16 protein-coding genes are annotated in these 14,845 nt (G+C 38.8%); 10 read left to right on the top strand and 6 right to left on the bottom strand.

The genetic code is table 11. The features are described 5' to 3' along the window. Positions 1-1,005, bottom strand: a complete 1,005-nt coding sequence (gene lpxK, locus RM529_RS01175; RefSeq protein ID WP_311482912.1) for a tetraacyldisaccharide 4'-kinase — start codon at positions 1,003-1,005, stop codon at positions 1-3. Between the two features lie 82 nt (positions 1,006-1,087). On the opposite strand from lpxK, the gene RM529_RS01170 reads away from it, so the two are divergent. From RM529_RS01170 to msrA, 4 genes are all read left to right on the top strand, one after another. Continuing rightward, positions 1,088-2,182 carry a Nif3-like dinuclear metal center hexameric protein gene (locus RM529_RS01170; RefSeq protein WP_311482911.1) on the top strand — a complete coding sequence of 365 codons (1,095 nt, stop codon included), beginning with the start codon at positions 1,088-1,090 and terminating at the stop codon, positions 2,180-2,182. Between the two features lie 2 nt (positions 2,183-2,184). Then, entirely contained in the window at positions 2,185-2,964 is a 780-nt protein-coding gene (locus RM529_RS01165; protein WP_311482910.1) for a zinc ribbon domain-containing protein, read from the top strand. A gap of 144 nt (positions 2,965-3,108) precedes the next feature. Next, a complete protein-coding gene (locus RM529_RS01160) occupies positions 3,109-3,687 on the top strand; it encodes a hypothetical protein (protein ID WP_311482909.1) in 579 nt (192 codons plus the stop codon). A gap of 29 nt (positions 3,688-3,716) precedes the next feature. Next, positions 3,717-4,376, top strand: a complete 660-nt coding sequence (gene msrA, locus RM529_RS01155; protein ID WP_311482908.1) for a peptide-methionine (S)-S-oxide reductase MsrA — start codon at positions 3,717-3,719, stop codon at positions 4,374-4,376. 71 nt (positions 4,377-4,447) lie between these two features. Here msrA and RM529_RS01150 read toward each other — a convergent pair whose 3' ends face one another. Continuing rightward, the gene (locus tag RM529_RS01150; RefSeq protein WP_311482907.1) at positions 4,448-5,797 is read right to left on the bottom strand and encodes an FAD-dependent oxidoreductase; all 1,350 of its coding nucleotides are present in this window, start codon (positions 5,795-5,797) and stop codon (positions 4,448-4,450) included. Positions 5,798-6,031: 234 nt separating this feature from the next. Here RM529_RS01150 and RM529_RS01145 point away from each other — a divergent pair, with 234 nt between their 5' ends. The 5 genes from RM529_RS01145 (at position 6,032) to RM529_RS01125 (ending at position 9,497) form a co-directional block, all read left to right on the top strand. Next, positions 6,032-6,277: a hypothetical protein gene (locus RM529_RS01145; protein ID WP_311482906.1), complete on the top strand. Its 246-nt coding sequence runs from the start codon at positions 6,032-6,034 to the stop codon at positions 6,275-6,277. Between the two features lie 73 nt (positions 6,278-6,350). Next, on the top strand, positions 6,351-7,010 hold the full coding sequence (locus tag RM529_RS01140) for a flavin reductase family protein (protein ID WP_311482905.1): 660 nt from the start codon (positions 6,351-6,353) through the stop codon (positions 7,008-7,010). A 641-nt stretch (positions 7,011-7,651) separates the two neighbouring features. Continuing rightward, positions 7,652-7,807, top strand: coding sequence for a lmo0937 family membrane protein (locus RM529_RS01135; protein WP_311482904.1), 156 nt, complete (start codon positions 7,652-7,654; stop codon positions 7,805-7,807). 194 nt (positions 7,808-8,001) lie between these two features. Then, complete coding sequence (locus RM529_RS01130; protein WP_311482903.1) at positions 8,002-8,760, top strand: SDR family oxidoreductase; 759 nt, start codon at positions 8,002-8,004, stop codon at positions 8,758-8,760. Positions 8,761-8,828: 68 nt separating this feature from the next. After that, positions 8,829-9,497, top strand: a complete 669-nt coding sequence (locus RM529_RS01125) for a hypothetical protein (protein ID WP_311482902.1) — start codon at positions 8,829-8,831, stop codon at positions 9,495-9,497. Positions 9,498-9,546: 49 nt separating this feature from the next. Here RM529_RS01125 and kynU read toward each other — a convergent pair whose 3' ends face one another. Then, complete coding sequence (gene kynU / locus RM529_RS01120; RefSeq protein ID WP_311482901.1) at positions 9,547-10,830, bottom strand: kynureninase; 1,284 nt, start codon at positions 10,828-10,830, stop codon at positions 9,547-9,549. A 95-nt stretch (positions 10,831-10,925) separates the two neighbouring features. Here kynU and RM529_RS01115 point away from each other — a divergent pair, with 95 nt between their 5' ends. Beyond that, the gene (locus tag RM529_RS01115; protein ID WP_311482900.1) at positions 10,926-11,567 is read left to right on the top strand and encodes an O-methyltransferase; all 642 of its coding nucleotides are present in this window, start codon (positions 10,926-10,928) and stop codon (positions 11,565-11,567) included. A 25-nt stretch (positions 11,568-11,592) separates the two neighbouring features. On the opposite strand, the gene RM529_RS01110 is transcribed toward RM529_RS01115, so the two are convergent. The 3 genes from RM529_RS01110 to RM529_RS01100 all read right to left on the bottom strand — a co-directional run bounded on the left by RM529_RS01110 (position 11,593) and on the right by RM529_RS01100 (position 14,844). Further along, positions 11,593-12,153: a phosphatase PAP2 family protein gene (locus RM529_RS01110; protein WP_311482899.1), complete on the bottom strand. Its 561-nt coding sequence runs from the start codon at positions 12,151-12,153 to the stop codon at positions 11,593-11,595. Between the two features lie 17 nt (positions 12,154-12,170). Next, entirely contained in the window at positions 12,171-12,452 is a 282-nt protein-coding gene (locus RM529_RS01105; protein WP_311482898.1) for a Sec-independent protein translocase subunit TatA/TatB, read from the bottom strand. A 79-nt stretch (positions 12,453-12,531) separates the two neighbouring features. After that, positions 12,532-14,844 (bottom strand): M1 family metallopeptidase, encoded by a 2,313-nt coding sequence (locus RM529_RS01100; RefSeq protein WP_311482897.1) that lies wholly within the window; start codon positions 14,842-14,844, stop codon positions 12,532-12,534. Position 14,845: the final 1 nt, after the last annotated feature.

Below are 14,845 nucleotides of genomic sequence, written 5' to 3'. Positions count from 1 at the left end.
TCATTTTGTTTTTACAAAGCTTACCACTTCCCTATTGAATTTTTCTTCATCTTCAACAAATTTAGTCTCAATTGGCAGATAATATAATTTTGAAGGAGAAAGCCGTTCCTTTAGCCTTACATAGTCTTTTTCTGTAGTTAGAACCATCTTCTCACGAAGCAGATTTTCAATTTCACTTTCCTTAAAATGATGATGATCTGGAAATTTTAAATGCCGGAATTTGAAACCCTTTTTCTTCAGATATTCTGTAAGCGGTTTTGGATTTGCTATTCCCGTAACTAAAACAAATTCTTTGTCTTTCAACCGGTCCAGCGTGAGTTCAGAATCTTTTGAAATTATTTTTTCAGCATAAGAGATATAGCTAAAGAATAATTTTTGATTTTTTTTCAGTTTAAGAGATTTACTAATCCTTTCCATCTCCACCTTTTCAATGTTCTGCGGGCACTTTGTCACAACAACAATATCTGCTCTTCCTGCTCCGCGCCTGGATTCCCGTAAATTTCCGGCAGGCAAAATGAGATCCGAGACGTATAGATTACTGTAAGAACTTAACAAAATATTTAATCCCGCCTCTACCCTTCGGTGTTGAAAAGCATCATCCAGCAAAATAACTTCAGCCCCCGTACTCATCAGGTTTGCAATTCCGTTTCTTCTATGGGCGTCTACGGCCACAATAGCATTGGGGAATTTTCTTTTAAACTGCAGTGGCTCGTCCCCCACGTCTTCCGCAGTTTCTGTGCCCGATAATTGCCAAAATCCGGTGGTCTTTCTTTTGTAGCCACGGGAAAGTGTCGCCACTTTATATTCAGAATTAATAAGTTTTATAAGGTATTCTATCATAGGAGATTTTCCGGTACCACCTGTACTAAGGTTTCCCACGCAAATAACGGGCAGCTCGTATTTCTCAGATTTCAGGATTTTCCGATTGTAAAGTTCGTTCCTGGCCCTTGTTACACCGCCATAAACCAGAGAAAAGGGGAATAGTAATTTTCTGAATATAGCCATAAAACCAAGGTATAATATTTATCTTTGAAAGACGCTAATTTAGGCTCATTGCCACTAAAAAAGTATTCAAAAGTAGGAAATTATGCTTATAAAGGAGATTATACAACACATAGAAGAATTTGCCCCTTTAAATTATGCTGAAGATTTTGATAACGTTGGATTATTGGTAGGCGATGCCGAAACAGAAGCTACGGGTGCTTTAATTACTTTAGATACTCTTGAAGAGGTTGTAGATGAAGCTATCGCTAAAAATTGCAATTTGATTATAAGCTTCCATCCTATTATTTTTTCAGGATTGAAGAAATTAAATGGAAAAAATTATGTGGAACGCACTGTTATAAAGGCAATTCAACACAATATTGCTATTTATGCGATCCATACTGCGTTGGATAACCAGTACAAAGGCGTTAACGATATGATTGCTAAAAAACTGAACCTGGCCAACCGGAAAATTTTAATTCCGCGGAAAAACAGCATTAAAAAACTAACCACTTTTGTTCCAAATAAAAATGCCGAAGAACTGAGATTTGCCCTTTTTGAAGCCGGAGCAGGGAGCATAGGTAATTACGATAATTGCAGTTTTAACGTGTCGGGTTCAGGTAGTTTTAAACCTAATGATGATGCCAATCCTGCTGTTGGACAAAAGGGGAAAATTCATTTTGAAGAAGAAACGCAAATAGGAATAACTTTCCCTGCGCACCTGCAATCTAAAATCCTTCAGACACTATTTAAAAATCATCCCTACGAAGAAGTTGCTTATGAGGTGACCACGCTGGAAAACCAACATCAACACCTTGGTATGGGCATGATTGGCGAGCTAGAAAAGGAAATTTCCGAAGAAGAATTTCTGAAATCTGTTAAGGAAATTTTTAATGCAGGTATAGTAAGACATTCTGAACTCCTGGGCAAAACGATTAAAAAGGTGGCTGTCCTGGGTGGCAGCGGAAGTTTTGCTATTGAGAACGCAAAACATGCCGGAGCAGACGTATACGTTACTGCAGATTTAAAGTACCACGACTTCTATAAAGCTGAAAAACAACTGATTTTAGCAGATATTGGGCATTACGAAAGTGAGCAGTTCACAAAAGATTTACTATATTCTTTTCTTAGTAAAAAAATTCGTAATTTTGCATTTATTTTAGCAGATACAAACACCAATCCTATCAAGTATATATAACTATGGCAAAAAAAAACGATGTTACTGTAGAAGAGAAGTTAAGAGCATTGTACGATCTTCAGTTAGTTGATTCCAGAATTGACGAAATACGAAACGTACGAGGCGAGCTTCCTCTGGAAGTTGAAGATTTGGAAGACGAGGTAGCAGGATTGAACACACGTTTGGAAAAATTAGATGCCGATATTGAAGTAATCGAGAATGACATCAAAACTAAGAAAAACCTTATTGATGAGTCAAAAACCGCGATGAAAAAATATTCTGAGCAACAAAAAAACGTTCGTAATAATCGCGAATTCAATGCATTGAGCAAAGAGGTGGAATTTCAGGAGCTGGAAATTGAGCTTGCAGAAAAGAATATTAGAGAATATAAAGCCCAGATCGAACAGAAAAAAGAGGTTATTTCTAAGACCACAGAACGCCTTGATGAAAGAAAAAAGCATCTTGAGCATAAAAAAAATGAGCTGGACGAGATCCTTGCTGAAACCGAGAAGGAAGAGCAGGCACTTATTGACAAGTCTAAAGAATACGAGCAAGACATTGAAGAACGCCTTGTAAAAGCTTACAAGAGAATAAGAACCAATGTTAAAAATGGTCTTGCCATTGTTCCCGTAGAACGTGGTGCTTCAGGAGGTTCTTATTTTACCATTCCGCCGCAGGTAATCATGGAAATTGCAGGTAGAAAAAAAATTATCACAGATGAACATAGCGGCCGAATCCTGGTTGACGAAGAATTAGCTAAGGAAGAGCAGGAAAAAATGGATGGACTTTTTAATAGGTTCTAAAATTTTCGAAAAATACAAATTAACAAAGCTGTCGGAAATCCGGCAGCTTTTTTATTTCTCAAAGCTTTTGGAATAGGGGATTAACATCTCTTTTACACAATTAACTTTCTAAAAAGTTATCTTTAAATTACATAAAATCCTGTCATGAAAGCAAAAATCCTGGGTTTCCTTCTAATACTTTCTGTGTTTGCCTGTAAAGACCAGCCAGAAAACAAAGAGAAAATAGAAGACAAAAGTCCAAAGAAAGAGTACACCTCTGCCGACAGTGGCAAAAATGGTAAAAAAGCAGGAGACACTATAGAGACTGCACCGGAAACTATTACTCCTGACTCAGAAACAGACCCTTTGGGTAATTTGGAGGGAAATTTGTACATAAAGACAGATCAACAGCAAGACAATGCTTGCAGCTGCTATTGTCTGGAGTTTAATTTCTCAGAAAATAAAGAATTGTGTTTATCCGAAGATAAGATTTATATCAATTCTCGCTTTGTTAAATCCGGAGATGAAATTAAAGTCTTTTACGTAGGACCTTCAGAAAAGAACACAAATGAGGATTTGCCCTGGGAACAATTTGATAAAGATGTCCCTCTTGCAGTGATAACAGCAGGATCAAACGGGAACCTGGACCTGGACTGGAAAGGTTTCACGATAAACGGAGAATTAGCTATAGATTATGCCATGTATGGCAAAAAAACCCTTGAGGGCACCTACACCCAAAGGTGAAAAATATTTATGATTAAAAAATAAAAACTATGAAAAGCTTTTTAACTATACTCTTATTTGTTTTTATGTCCTGCGGAAATCAGGCACAAAAGAAAACCGTTACAAAATCGGAAATTGCAAATGCCGAACCTGTAGAGGTACCTGCTGAAAATGGAATGGAACGTGCATATTTTGCCAGCGGCTGTTTTTGGTGTGTAGAGGCAATCTATGAAAGTATTGAAGGAGTGGATGAAGCAATTTCAGGTTATGCAGGAGGTCACACGAAAAATCCCACCTATGAAGAAAGTAACACTGGCAGAACGGGACATGCCGAAGCTGTAGAAGTTATTTACGATCCTGAAAGTGTTGACTTCAGAACTTTGGTAGAGGTCTATTTTGGCTCCCAGGACCCCACACAGGTAAATGGCCAGGGCCCCGATATAGGATCTCAATATCGCTCTATAGTGTTTTTCCAAAATCAGCAACAAAAAGAAATAGTTGAGGAAGTTAAATCTCAGGTAGCTCAAGATTATGAGGAACCAATAGCCGCAGAAATTCTGCCATTTCAGAAGTTTTGGGTGGCAGAAGATTATCACCAGGACTATGAAAGGAAGAATCCAAACAATCCTTATATTCAGAATGTTTCTATCCCAAGGCTTAACAGGTTTAAGTCGAATTTTCCGGATATTTTAAAGGAAAACGACCACTAAAATCGGCAAAAACTTACTTTGTATTAATCTCTGCCTGACAGTAGATGATAAAAATCTGGAGGAGAAGTTGATTACATGGCTGCTGCAAGAAGTTCCAGAATCCTGTTCTCTACTTCCTCGTGGTTCCACTTTTTACCGATATTTGGCATTTCCATAACCTCGTCCATTATTCTGCGCTGCTTCTCTCCAATTGCCAACGCTTCAGCGTAAGGTTTATCAGAAAAAGTAACCCGTGAATACAGGGGGACCCAGCTTCCGGGATGCTTTTCGCCAAAGCGGTTCTCTATCTTCTTCCGAAGAAGAAAATCGGGATCAGCGGTTTTACTGCTCATCTCGATAAAATTTCTGTAGCTGAGTTCTGCAATAGCATCGGTATTTGGTTTTCTTTCTTTCTGGTATTCCTGAAAAATCAGTTGCCAGTTATCCTTATATTTCCGGATTTTTTCAAACAAAACTGAAATATCCTCGAAGCCGGCATTCATCCCTTGTCCATAAAAAGGAACAACAGCATGCGCAGAATCACCAACTAGAGCTACCTTATCGTTAAATGTCCATGGAAAACACTTAATAGTAACCATTGCGCTGGTAGGATTTTTAAAGAAATCCCGCTTTAAATTAGAAATTTCATCCTTGATATCAGGAAAAAAGGTTTCAAAGAATTCTTCTGCTTTTTCTTCTGTAGTAATACTTTCAAAAGACACTTCACCTTCAAAAGGCATAAAGAGCGTGCAGGTAAAACTTCCATCCTGATTAGGCATGGCAATAAGCATAAATTTACCGCGCGGCCAGATATGAAAGGAGGCGTTATCCAGTTTATGAGTGCCGTCGCTATTGGCGGGAATGCGAAGTTCTTTATACCCCACATCTATAAAGTGTTGGCTATAATCAAAGCGACTCTGCCGCTGCATCTTGTGACGGATACGGGAAAATGCACCATCTGCTCCAAAAATAAGATCAAAACAATATTCCTTCCACTCCCCTTTTTCAGATTCTCCTGTGTAAAGCTTCGCTTCTGGCATATTGATATCCCAAATCTTTTCCCCAAACCTGAATTTAACGCCTGCATCTTCCGCAAGATCAATCATTTTTCGGTTTAAGATTCCGCGGGAAATAGAATATATAGCTTCACCTTCTTTTCCATATTTCTGAAAGTAAAGTGGCTTATTGTTTACATGCATAGCTCTTTTATCCAGAGGAAGAGCGAGTTTTCGTATTTCGGTTTCTATTCCTGCCGTTTTGAGTGCCTTCCAACCTCTGTTGGACATTGCCAGATTAATAGACCTGCCAGAAAATTCTACTTTTCTAACATCCTGTCTTCGATCAAAGACAGTAACCTCATGACCCATATTTTTTAAATAAAGAGCCAACAGAGATCCCACAAGCCCGGAACCGACTACAGCAATACTTTTTTCTTTTTGCATGTACAAACTTTGTTACGCGCGCCTTTAAGGGCCGCATATCCCCTCGCGAAAGTACTCATTATTTATGAATTTCAGGAAAAGGAAGCTCTATATGACTCTTTGAAGGGCTATGGAATTAGGCCAATTCGAAAATTAATAAAGAGATTTTTAATTAAAAGCATAAACAAATGTCAAATCCTTTTTTTACCTGCTGCTTTTCACCTAAATTATTATCGAATCAAAAAAATAAGAATAATGGATCAACAAAAATTAGAGCAAATGAGGGCGACTTTGAATAAACTGGAAGATATTAAGAACAGCCAGGAAAGCATTATTGACAAAATTAATCATGTTATAACAGATCTATTCCAGAGCCCTGATAGCGGACTTGAAAAAGCAATGGAAAATGCTCACCAGAAATCCTCTGATAATGTAGATGCAGTACGAGAGGCCATAGAAATTTATGAAATGAAAATCAATAAACTTGAAAACCAGGCCTAAATTAAAAAAGCATTAACAGACATTATTGCGGGTGATTAGTAACTTGAAATCCCATTAATCAACTAATCTTTTCATGAAACATTTTACTGCCAGTGATATTAAGGAAATGGAAAAAATTTTCCAGCTTAATCTCATAAATAGTTGCACAGGGTATAAATCTGCGAACCTCATTGCCACAAAGTCAAAAAACAACTTAGTAAATGTGGCCGTTTTTAGTTCTGTTACTCATTTGGGAAGTAATCCTGCCCTTCTTGGATTTATTACCCGTCCTACCCACATCCCCCGGAATACTTATAAGAACATAAAGGAAAACTCCTATTTTACAGTAAATCATGTACAGGAGAACATGATAGAAAGCGCTCATCAAACGGCCGCAAAGTATGATGAAGAAGTATCTGAATTTCAAAAAACCGGTCTTGAAGAAGAATATCTCGACAACTTTTTTGCACCTTATGTAAAGCAATCCATAGTAAAACTGGGTTGTAAGTATCTAAATGAGTATGAGATTAAGGAAAACGACACGTTGCTGATTGTAGCAGCCATAGAACACATATATTTTGATGAAAGTATACAGGCCCCAGACGGTTGGCTTAGGCTGGATGATGCAGGTACAGTTGCAGTTAACGGGCTGGATGGTTATGCACTCCCCACACTTCTTGACCGTTTTCATTATGCCAGACCCGGGCAGGAAATAAAATCCTTCTTTAAGAATAATACCTTGCAGAAAGATTAAATTTGATACCGGATTCATGGCTGAAAATGAGAAACACTTTGATTAATCCTGGCAGATCAGCTAAACCAATATCATACAAGGAAGAGCAGGAGGATTACACTCATATTTTTATGGAAATGCGATTCAATAGTAGATTACGGACATGTTCATCATGATGAGATTGATATTTCACAGATAGAAGGTTTTGTGCGGCAAATTTTAGGCTGAAGAGAATATAGGAGTAGAATTTTTGAAGATAAATGTCAGATTACGCCCAAACAAGCTTAAAAACAAGCCTCCCTACCCCGGTTTTACTGGAATACAGAAACATAGATGAATTGTTTGCACCACGCTGTTAAAAAAACCCTGATGAGGATTATGCCCACCACATCCACCGTGGCTTATGATTACGGGATATTTCGCTCTCCTTTTACAATGTGATCCAGACTAGGTTGATACGTTGTATTTGAGTATTTATACTGAAGCAATAAAATTGTATTCCGATTTTAGAATAGTTAAACACACGTTAAATTTTGATTAGCAGGAAAAAGGATTACATAACTTCGTTAGACGTTGCAGAAGTCACTTATAGATTCTGCTTTACCTGTACAAAAAATAATATTAACTAATCCGCAGCGAAAGCTGCTAAATACTACTCCACTATGAGAGATTTAATTTGGCTTATCATTGTTTTATTGATTATTGGATGGCTTGTTGGATATTTTGCATTTCCAGACCTAGGCAGTATTATCCACATTTTAATTGTGGTAGCAGTAATTTTAGTTTTGTACAAGTTATTGACCGGACGTAATCTTTAACACACTGCCCAAACCTATAATAAGAGGTTGTCTAAAGAATTCTATTGTTCGTCGAAACTGAATAATCCAGGTGCTTGCGGAAGTTTAAAATCAGAACGATCAATTCTGAAATGGATAAGGCATAGCAATTTGGAAGCTTTTTTTATACAACCTCTTTCTTACCAATAAACCTTACATTTAGCCAAAACTCATTTATGTGGACTTTAAATGGAAGAAAAGCTGTAATAACGGGAGGTACTAAGGGTATTGGCAGAGCTACTGTTATAGAATTTTTAGAACTAGGCGCAGAAGTTTTATTTACCGCCAGAAATGCGGAAGATGTCAAGAAATTTCAGGAGGAACTTAGGGATCTAAAACTACCTGCTACGGGAATAGTTTCAGATTGTTCCTTAAAGCAAAGCCAGGAAACATTAAGCTTATGGATTAAAGAGAACTGGGGCACTGTTGATGTGCTGGTAAATAATGCCGGAATAAACATCAGGAAAAGAGCTCAGAATTATTCTGAAGAAGAATACCGTAAAGTTCTCGAAGTTAATTTGGTTTCTCCCTTTGAGCTAAGCCGAAGATTATACTCCTTTCTAAAAAATTCCGGCAAGGCAGCCATTATTAACGTAGCATCTTCCGCAGCCACGCAAGATGTAGGTACAGGCACACCTTATGCCATGTCCAAAGCGGGCTTGCTTCAACAAACCCGAAGCCTGGCTGTAGAATGGGCTATGGACGGAATAAGGGTTAACGCGGTTTCGCCCTGGTTCACCGAAACACCGCTCACCCGCGGCTACCTTGAACAGAAGGAAAAAATAGATCCTATTGTTAACCGCACTCCTTTAAAAAGAGTTGCTCAGGCAAAAGAAATATCTTCTATTATTGCTTTTTTGGCTATGGCTAAATCCTCCTATATCACCGGCCAGAATATAGTTGCCGATGGCGGCATGAGTATAAATGCCATTTAATCAATGTAATTTGTATATTTAGTGTTTAACAATTTCCGAAAATAAGGCGGAAGGCAAAACTTCTTACAATGAAAAAATTATTCTTTCTTTTGATTTTATCCATAGCACTATGGAGCTGTAATCAAAGCAATAAAGCTTGGACTTCATCTTCAGCAGAAAATACAGACCTGCCACAAAGGATAGCAGATGCGAATGGATTTGAGTCTTTTGACCAGGTCGAAGAACTTAATTTTACGTTTAATGTAAAGGTTCAGGATACGCTTAGGTCGCAAAGAAGTTGGCAGTGGAATCCGCAAACCAATGAAATTAGTCTCACCGAAAACGGCAGCACACGCAGTTATACACAAGATGAAGATTTAACAGAGGATGAGAAAGAAATAGATCAGAAATTCATAAATGATTCTTATTGGCTGTTGTTCCCTTACCAACTGGTATGGTCTGATGCAGAAATTACAGAAGAAAAAAACGCAACAGCTCCCATAAGTGGAGATACAATGGATAAATTAATAGTTTCTTATTCCAACGATGGCGGTTACACTCCTGGTGACACTTACGATATATATTATAATGATGATTTAATGGTACAGGAATGGGTTTATAAATCTGCCGATGGGAATAGAGAAATGCCTACCACCTGGGAGGATTATCAGGAATATAGTGGGTTGAAAATTGCCAAATCTCACAAGTCACCTGATGGTAGCTTTGAGCTCTTCTTTTCAGATATTTCGGTGCAATAGGTGCATTACGGTCAAAAATCGGACAGAAATATCAGGATTTGAGTGTGATTTACTCTTTTTTACCTAAAATCCCTTGTTTAAGGACCTGTCCGAAGTTAAAAACATCTGAAAATGAACAGTAAAATGGTGCGGGAGCCAGTCTGATTACATTTGGTTCACGCCAGTCGACAAAAATGCCATTTTTCATTAGGTAGTTAAAGATTTCCTTGCCTTCTCCATGTAAAAAAACCGAAATTTGTGTCCCTCTCTCGTTTTGATCTGGCGGAGTAATAATTTCGAAAGAACTCTCCACTTCTTTATCTATTTCCTGTAAAACAAATTCCAGGTAGGCAACAATTTTATTTCTTTTACGGATAAGCGCCGGCATTCCCACTTCATCAAACATCTCCAGGGAAGCAAGGTAAGGAGCAAGTGCCAAAACCGGTACATTACTAATCTGCCAGGCATTTGCATCCGGTTCCGGTTGAAATTCGGGTTCCATTAAAAACCGCCTTTTCTTATTGTGGCCCCACCAGCCTTCAAAGCGAGGCAGGTCCTTAAGGTTGTGGTATTTTTCATTAATATAGCATCCGGAAGCATTTCCGGGACCTGAATTCATGTACTTATAGCTACACCAGGCCGCGAAGTCCACCTTCCAGTCATTCAGTTTAAGTTCGATATTCCCTGCCGCATGAGCTAAGTCCCAGCCTACAAAAGCACCAATTTCGTGTCCGGCTTCAGTAATTTTCTGCATATCAAAAACCTGTCCTGAGTAATAATTTACTCCGCCAATCAGAATTAGTGCGCACTCCTCCCCTACTTCCTTTATGGTCTGTAAAACATCTTCGGTTCTAAAATTGTTTTCTCCATTGCGTTTCTTCACTTCCACAATAGCTTCGGAAGGATCATATCCATGAAATCGCGCCTGACTTGCAAGCATATACTGGTCGCTTGGAAATGCCTTTTCCTCACAAATTATTTTGAATCTTTTTCCTGAAGGCCTATAAAAGGAAACCATCAGTAAATGAAGATTCACGGTTAAGGTGTTCATAACAGTAACTTCTGAAGGTTTCGCCCCAACCACTTTTGCAAGTTTATCTGCAAAGCGCTCGTGGTAGTCCCACCAGGATTTTTCTGCCTTAAAATGACCTTCTACGCCCAGTTCTGCCCAAGCTTGCATAATCTCATCGACATATTTTCCGGCCGATTTGGGCTGTAGACCAAGAGAATTCCCCACAAAATAGATCACCTCTTTTCCATCTACTTTTGGAAAAATAAATTGATCTCTGTATTTTGAGAGTTCATCTTCAGCATCCAGTTTTAAAGCAAATTCCCTGTTATTCTCGAATTGCATAGCATTTGTTTTGCGGTAAAAATACAATTTACCAAAGAGAATCATAATTAAAAACGCCTTCCTAAATTGTTTAAATTTGCAAAAAAGAAAAGATCATGGATTTTCTGCCAGATAAAATTGATAATTATATTGTTGCCCATTCTCAAAAGGAGCCTGAGCTTCTCGCCAGGCTAAACAGGGAAACTAACCAGAAGATACTTCAGCCACGTATGCTTAGCGGACATTACCAGGGGCGGTTACTAAGTTTATTATCCAAAATAATAAGACCAAAAACTATCCTTGAAATTGGAACTTATACAGGCTACTCAGCCCTGTGCCTGGCAGAAGGACTGGCGGAAAACGGAAAAATACATACCATTGATGTGAATGAAGAACTTTACGATTTTCAGAGAGAATATTTTGAAGCATCAGCATATAGCAGTAACATTAAACAATATCTTGGTGATGCTGTTGAAATAATTCCGCAGATCCATGAAAATTTTGACCTTGTTTTTATAGATGCAGATAAGCCCAATTATCCCGCCTATTTTGATCTCATTATTAACAAGATGAATCCTGGAGGAGTAATTTTATCTGATAATGTACTGTGGAGCGGCAAAGTGGTTGAAGAATTAAAACCCGATGATGAATCTACAAAAGCTTTGCTGATGTACAATGAGATGCTGGTGAACGATACCCGCGTAGAAACAGTTATTCTACCTGTACGGGATGGACTTACCTTAACCCGTAAAAAATAAACTTACAATATTTTAAACTGACTAATTACAGGGCAAAACGCTTACCTGATTTTTGATAGGCCCAAAAGAATATAAAGGCCATTATAATACCAACAGAAGTACCCACAATAATATCTGAAGGATAGTGCACGCCCACGAAAATCCTGCTAAGCACAAAAATTACAGGCCAGATGTAAGCCAGGTAAATCCAGGAAGATTTATCTTTTAAAGCCAGGACTATAAAGGTAACCGCTGCAAAAGAAGTAGATGCATGGCCTGAGAAGAAACTGTAATTGGTTGGTTCCTGCAGGATACGTATTATTTCGGCTAAATCTGGATTGTTGTTAGGCCGCAACCTGATGGCAATTCCCTTTACAAAATTGGTAAACACCCAGGTTGTTCCAACTGTCGCAATTAGAAAAAGTGAAGTCATAACTGCCTTTCTCCAGTGATAAGCAATAAAGAAAAGGATAAAAAACAAAATGTGCAGCGGAATCCAATTTTCCGGCTGCGTTACATAAATCCAGAAGTTATCGTGAGATTCTATTCCTAAGCTGTTCAGATAAATAAAAAGCTCCCTGTCCCACAGTTTTAGCTTTTCCCACATGCTTTTTTACAGGCTAATTACAATTTACGTCTTACAGACCCGGTGATGTCATCGATATCTTCTCTTACCTTATCTATTTCACCTTTAATGTCATTGGACATATTTTTATCGATACCCTGTTTCTCGGCACTTCTTTGGATTTCTCCTTTAATATCATTGGAAGCATTTTTAAGCGACTTCATTCCTTTGCCCAACCCCCGTGCAATTTCCGGAATTTTATCAGCTCCAAAGACCATGACCAGGATAAACATGATAAATGCGATTTCGGCACCGCTTATAAATAATGGTAGTAATAACATAGCTCACAAATATAAATACAAATATGGCTAAAAAAAAAGCCGACTCGTTAAAGTCGGCTTAATATTTTAAGTTAAAAATTTAGTCTGCATTTTCTTTAAACTGTTCAAACTGGTTCTTTGTCTCATTCTCTGGCCATGTATTATTAGACAGGTCAACATCTGCAGTTTCCAGGTCGGGATCTATGGTTACTTTCACAATTTCCTTATCGGTAGCAATGGCTTTGCTCACACGATCATCATTTTTTCTCCAGATTTGTGCAGGATAAGTAACCTTTTCAGAAGTACCATCGGCATATTCGTATTCTACGATAAGCGGCATTACCAATCCTCCCGGTTTTTCAAAGACAATTTGGTAGAAGTAGTTCGGAATTGTAAAATTCTGGCGCTCTTCCGCAGAAAAGTTATCCATTATATATTCGTTAAGGGATGGGGCGTTCTCTAATACAGATTGCCCTTTCATCGTTTCCTCAAAACCTTCACCACCTTCTTCAACTACATAGAGTGCATCTATGTCATCAGCATTTGAAATTCCCTGGCCTCTTAAAAATTCCAAAGCCTGTTCTGTAGGTTTGTCTGTAACGAATAACTTCTGAACCCGCTCAATTCCAATATCCACATTTTCGGTGCCATAAAACCATCCATTCCAGAACCAATCCAGGTCTACACCTGAAGCATCTTCCATAGTCCTGAAAAAATCTTCAGGCGTTGGATGTTTAAACATCCATCGTTGCGCATAAGTGGCGTAAGCATAATCAAATAATTCACGCCCCATTACAGTTTCCCTAAGGATATTTAGAGCTGTGGCGGGCTTTCCATAGGCATTGTTCCCCAGTTGATGAACTTCTTCCGGATTAGACATGATTGGAGCGATAAAGCTCTGATCTCCTTTCATATAAGGAATAATTTTGGAAGGTATACCTCTTCTGGAAGGATACTCATCCAATGGAGCTATAGCTTCGGGATATTCTTCAGCAAATTTTTGCTCTGCAAGAAATTGTGTAAAGGTGTTTAAACCTTCGTCCATCCAGCCCCACTGGCGCTCATCACTGTTTACAATCATAGGGAAATAATTATGCCCCACTTCGTGAATAATTACACTTATCATCCCAAATTTCACCCTATCGCTGTATTCTCCATTCTCATCGGGACGTCCATAATTCCAGCAAATCATTGGATATTCCATCCCCTGATTTTTTGCATGTACAGAAACCGCTTTATGATAAGGGTACCGGAAAGTATGGTTTGAGTAACTTTGCAGCGTGCTTGCCACTGCTCTTGTAGACCACTGCTCCCAAAGCGGGTTGCCTTCTTTAGGATATAAAGAAACTGCCATAACATCTTTTCCCATAACATCTACAGCCATCATATCCAGGATAAACTTTCTTGACGTAGAAAAAGCAAAATCCCTTACCATTTCGGCTTTATAGGTCCAGGTCTTCGTCCTGTTGGCAGATCCCTGTTCAGCCTCTTCGGCTTCTTCCTGGGTCACAATCATTACCGGCTTATCAAAAGATTTCTTTGCCTGCTCATAACGGTTCATCATCTCCCGGGAATAGACTTCCTTTCGGTTTTGAAGTTCACCTGTAGCTTCCATGATGTGATCTGCAGGTACTGTGATATTCACCTCGTAGTCTCCAAACGGAAGCGCGAACTCCCCACTACCCCAAAACTGCATGTTCTGCCAGCCTTCTACGTCATTATAAACTGCCATCCTGGGGAAAAACTGTGCAATAACATAAGCCCTGTTTCCATCTTCAGGAAAATATTCATATCCAGAACGTGCCCTGTTGGTAACGTGGTTGTTGACGTTATACCACCATTTAATAGTGAACGTATAACTCTCGCCCGACTTTAAAGCTTCGGGAAGATCAATCCTCATCATCGTCTGGTTTATTGTATAATCCAACGGTTGCCCGTTTCTTGAGACTTCTTCAATATTAAAACCTCCATCAAAGGGCTCTTCAAGATATCGATTAACAAAACGTCCCGGAGTGGAAACAGGCGTCATTCCACTTGGATCTTTCTCCAGGGCCGGAGCATCTTTCTTCCGAATGTTTTGGTCCAGTTGCACCCATAAATAAGCAAGTTCTTCGGGGGAATTATTGTGGTAAGTAATTGTTTCCTCTCCATCAAGCCTTGTATTTTCATCATCCAGCACAATGTCCATCTTATAATCTGCCTGATTCTGATAATAAGCAGGGCCCGGAGCTCCTGATGCCGTACGATACTGGTTTGGAGTTGAAAAAATCTGATAAAGTTGTCGGAATTTGTTCTGGTTTATATGCCCCTCCTGCCTCTGCGGCTCCTGGCTTTCCCCATTGTTTTCCTGAGCATTAACTCCGGCAAACAGGAACATACAAAATACTGAACATACTAATCTCATTGTTCTCATT

Source organism: Autumnicola edwardsiae (assembly GCF_031846505.1).
GTDB lineage: Bacteria > Bacteroidota > Bacteroidia > Flavobacteriales > Flavobacteriaceae > Autumnicola > Autumnicola edwardsiae.
This window is presented reverse-complemented; position numbering and strand designations above follow the sequence as displayed.

What these genes read in the sequence shown, in the direction of transcription:
- lpxK (WP_311482912.1), bottom strand. Translation starts at nt 1,005, where the DNA reads ATGGCTATATTCAGAAAATTACTATTCCCCTTTTCTCTGGTTTATGGC.
- RM529_RS01170 (WP_311482911.1), top strand. Translation starts at nt 1,088, where the DNA reads ATGCTTATAAAGGAGATTATACAACACATAGAAGAATTTGCCCCTTTA.
- RM529_RS01165 (WP_311482910.1), top strand. Translation starts at nt 2,185, where the DNA reads ATGGCAAAAAAAAACGATGTTACTGTAGAAGAGAAGTTAAGAGCATTG.
- RM529_RS01160 (WP_311482909.1), top strand. Translation starts at nt 3,109, where the DNA reads ATGAAAGCAAAAATCCTGGGTTTCCTTCTAATACTTTCTGTGTTTGCC.
- msrA (WP_311482908.1), top strand. Translation starts at nt 3,717, where the DNA reads ATGAAAAGCTTTTTAACTATACTCTTATTTGTTTTTATGTCCTGCGGA.
- RM529_RS01150 (WP_311482907.1), bottom strand. Translation starts at nt 5,797, where the DNA reads ATGCAAAAAGAAAAAAGTATTGCTGTAGTCGGTTCCGGGCTTGTGGGA.
- RM529_RS01145 (WP_311482906.1), top strand. Translation starts at nt 6,032, where the DNA reads ATGGATCAACAAAAATTAGAGCAAATGAGGGCGACTTTGAATAAACTG.
- RM529_RS01140 (WP_311482905.1), top strand. Translation starts at nt 6,351, where the DNA reads ATGAAACATTTTACTGCCAGTGATATTAAGGAAATGGAAAAAATTTTC.
- RM529_RS01135 (WP_311482904.1), top strand. Translation starts at nt 7,652, where the DNA reads ATGAGAGATTTAATTTGGCTTATCATTGTTTTATTGATTATTGGATGG.
- RM529_RS01130 (WP_311482903.1), top strand. Translation starts at nt 8,002, where the DNA reads ATGTGGACTTTAAATGGAAGAAAAGCTGTAATAACGGGAGGTACTAAG.
- RM529_RS01125 (WP_311482902.1), top strand. Translation starts at nt 8,829, where the DNA reads ATGAAAAAATTATTCTTTCTTTTGATTTTATCCATAGCACTATGGAGC.
- kynU (WP_311482901.1), bottom strand. Translation starts at nt 10,830, where the DNA reads ATGCAATTCGAGAATAACAGGGAATTTGCTTTAAAACTGGATGCTGAA.
- RM529_RS01115 (WP_311482900.1), top strand. Translation starts at nt 10,926, where the DNA reads ATGGATTTTCTGCCAGATAAAATTGATAATTATATTGTTGCCCATTCT.
- RM529_RS01110 (WP_311482899.1), bottom strand. Translation starts at nt 12,153, where the DNA reads ATGTGGGAAAAGCTAAAACTGTGGGACAGGGAGCTTTTTATTTATCTG.
- RM529_RS01105 (WP_311482898.1), bottom strand. Translation starts at nt 12,452, where the DNA reads ATGTTATTACTACCATTATTTATAAGCGGTGCCGAAATCGCATTTATC.
- RM529_RS01100 (WP_311482897.1), bottom strand. Translation starts at nt 14,844, where the DNA reads ATGAGAACAATGAGATTAGTATGTTCAGTATTTTGTATGTTCCTGTTT.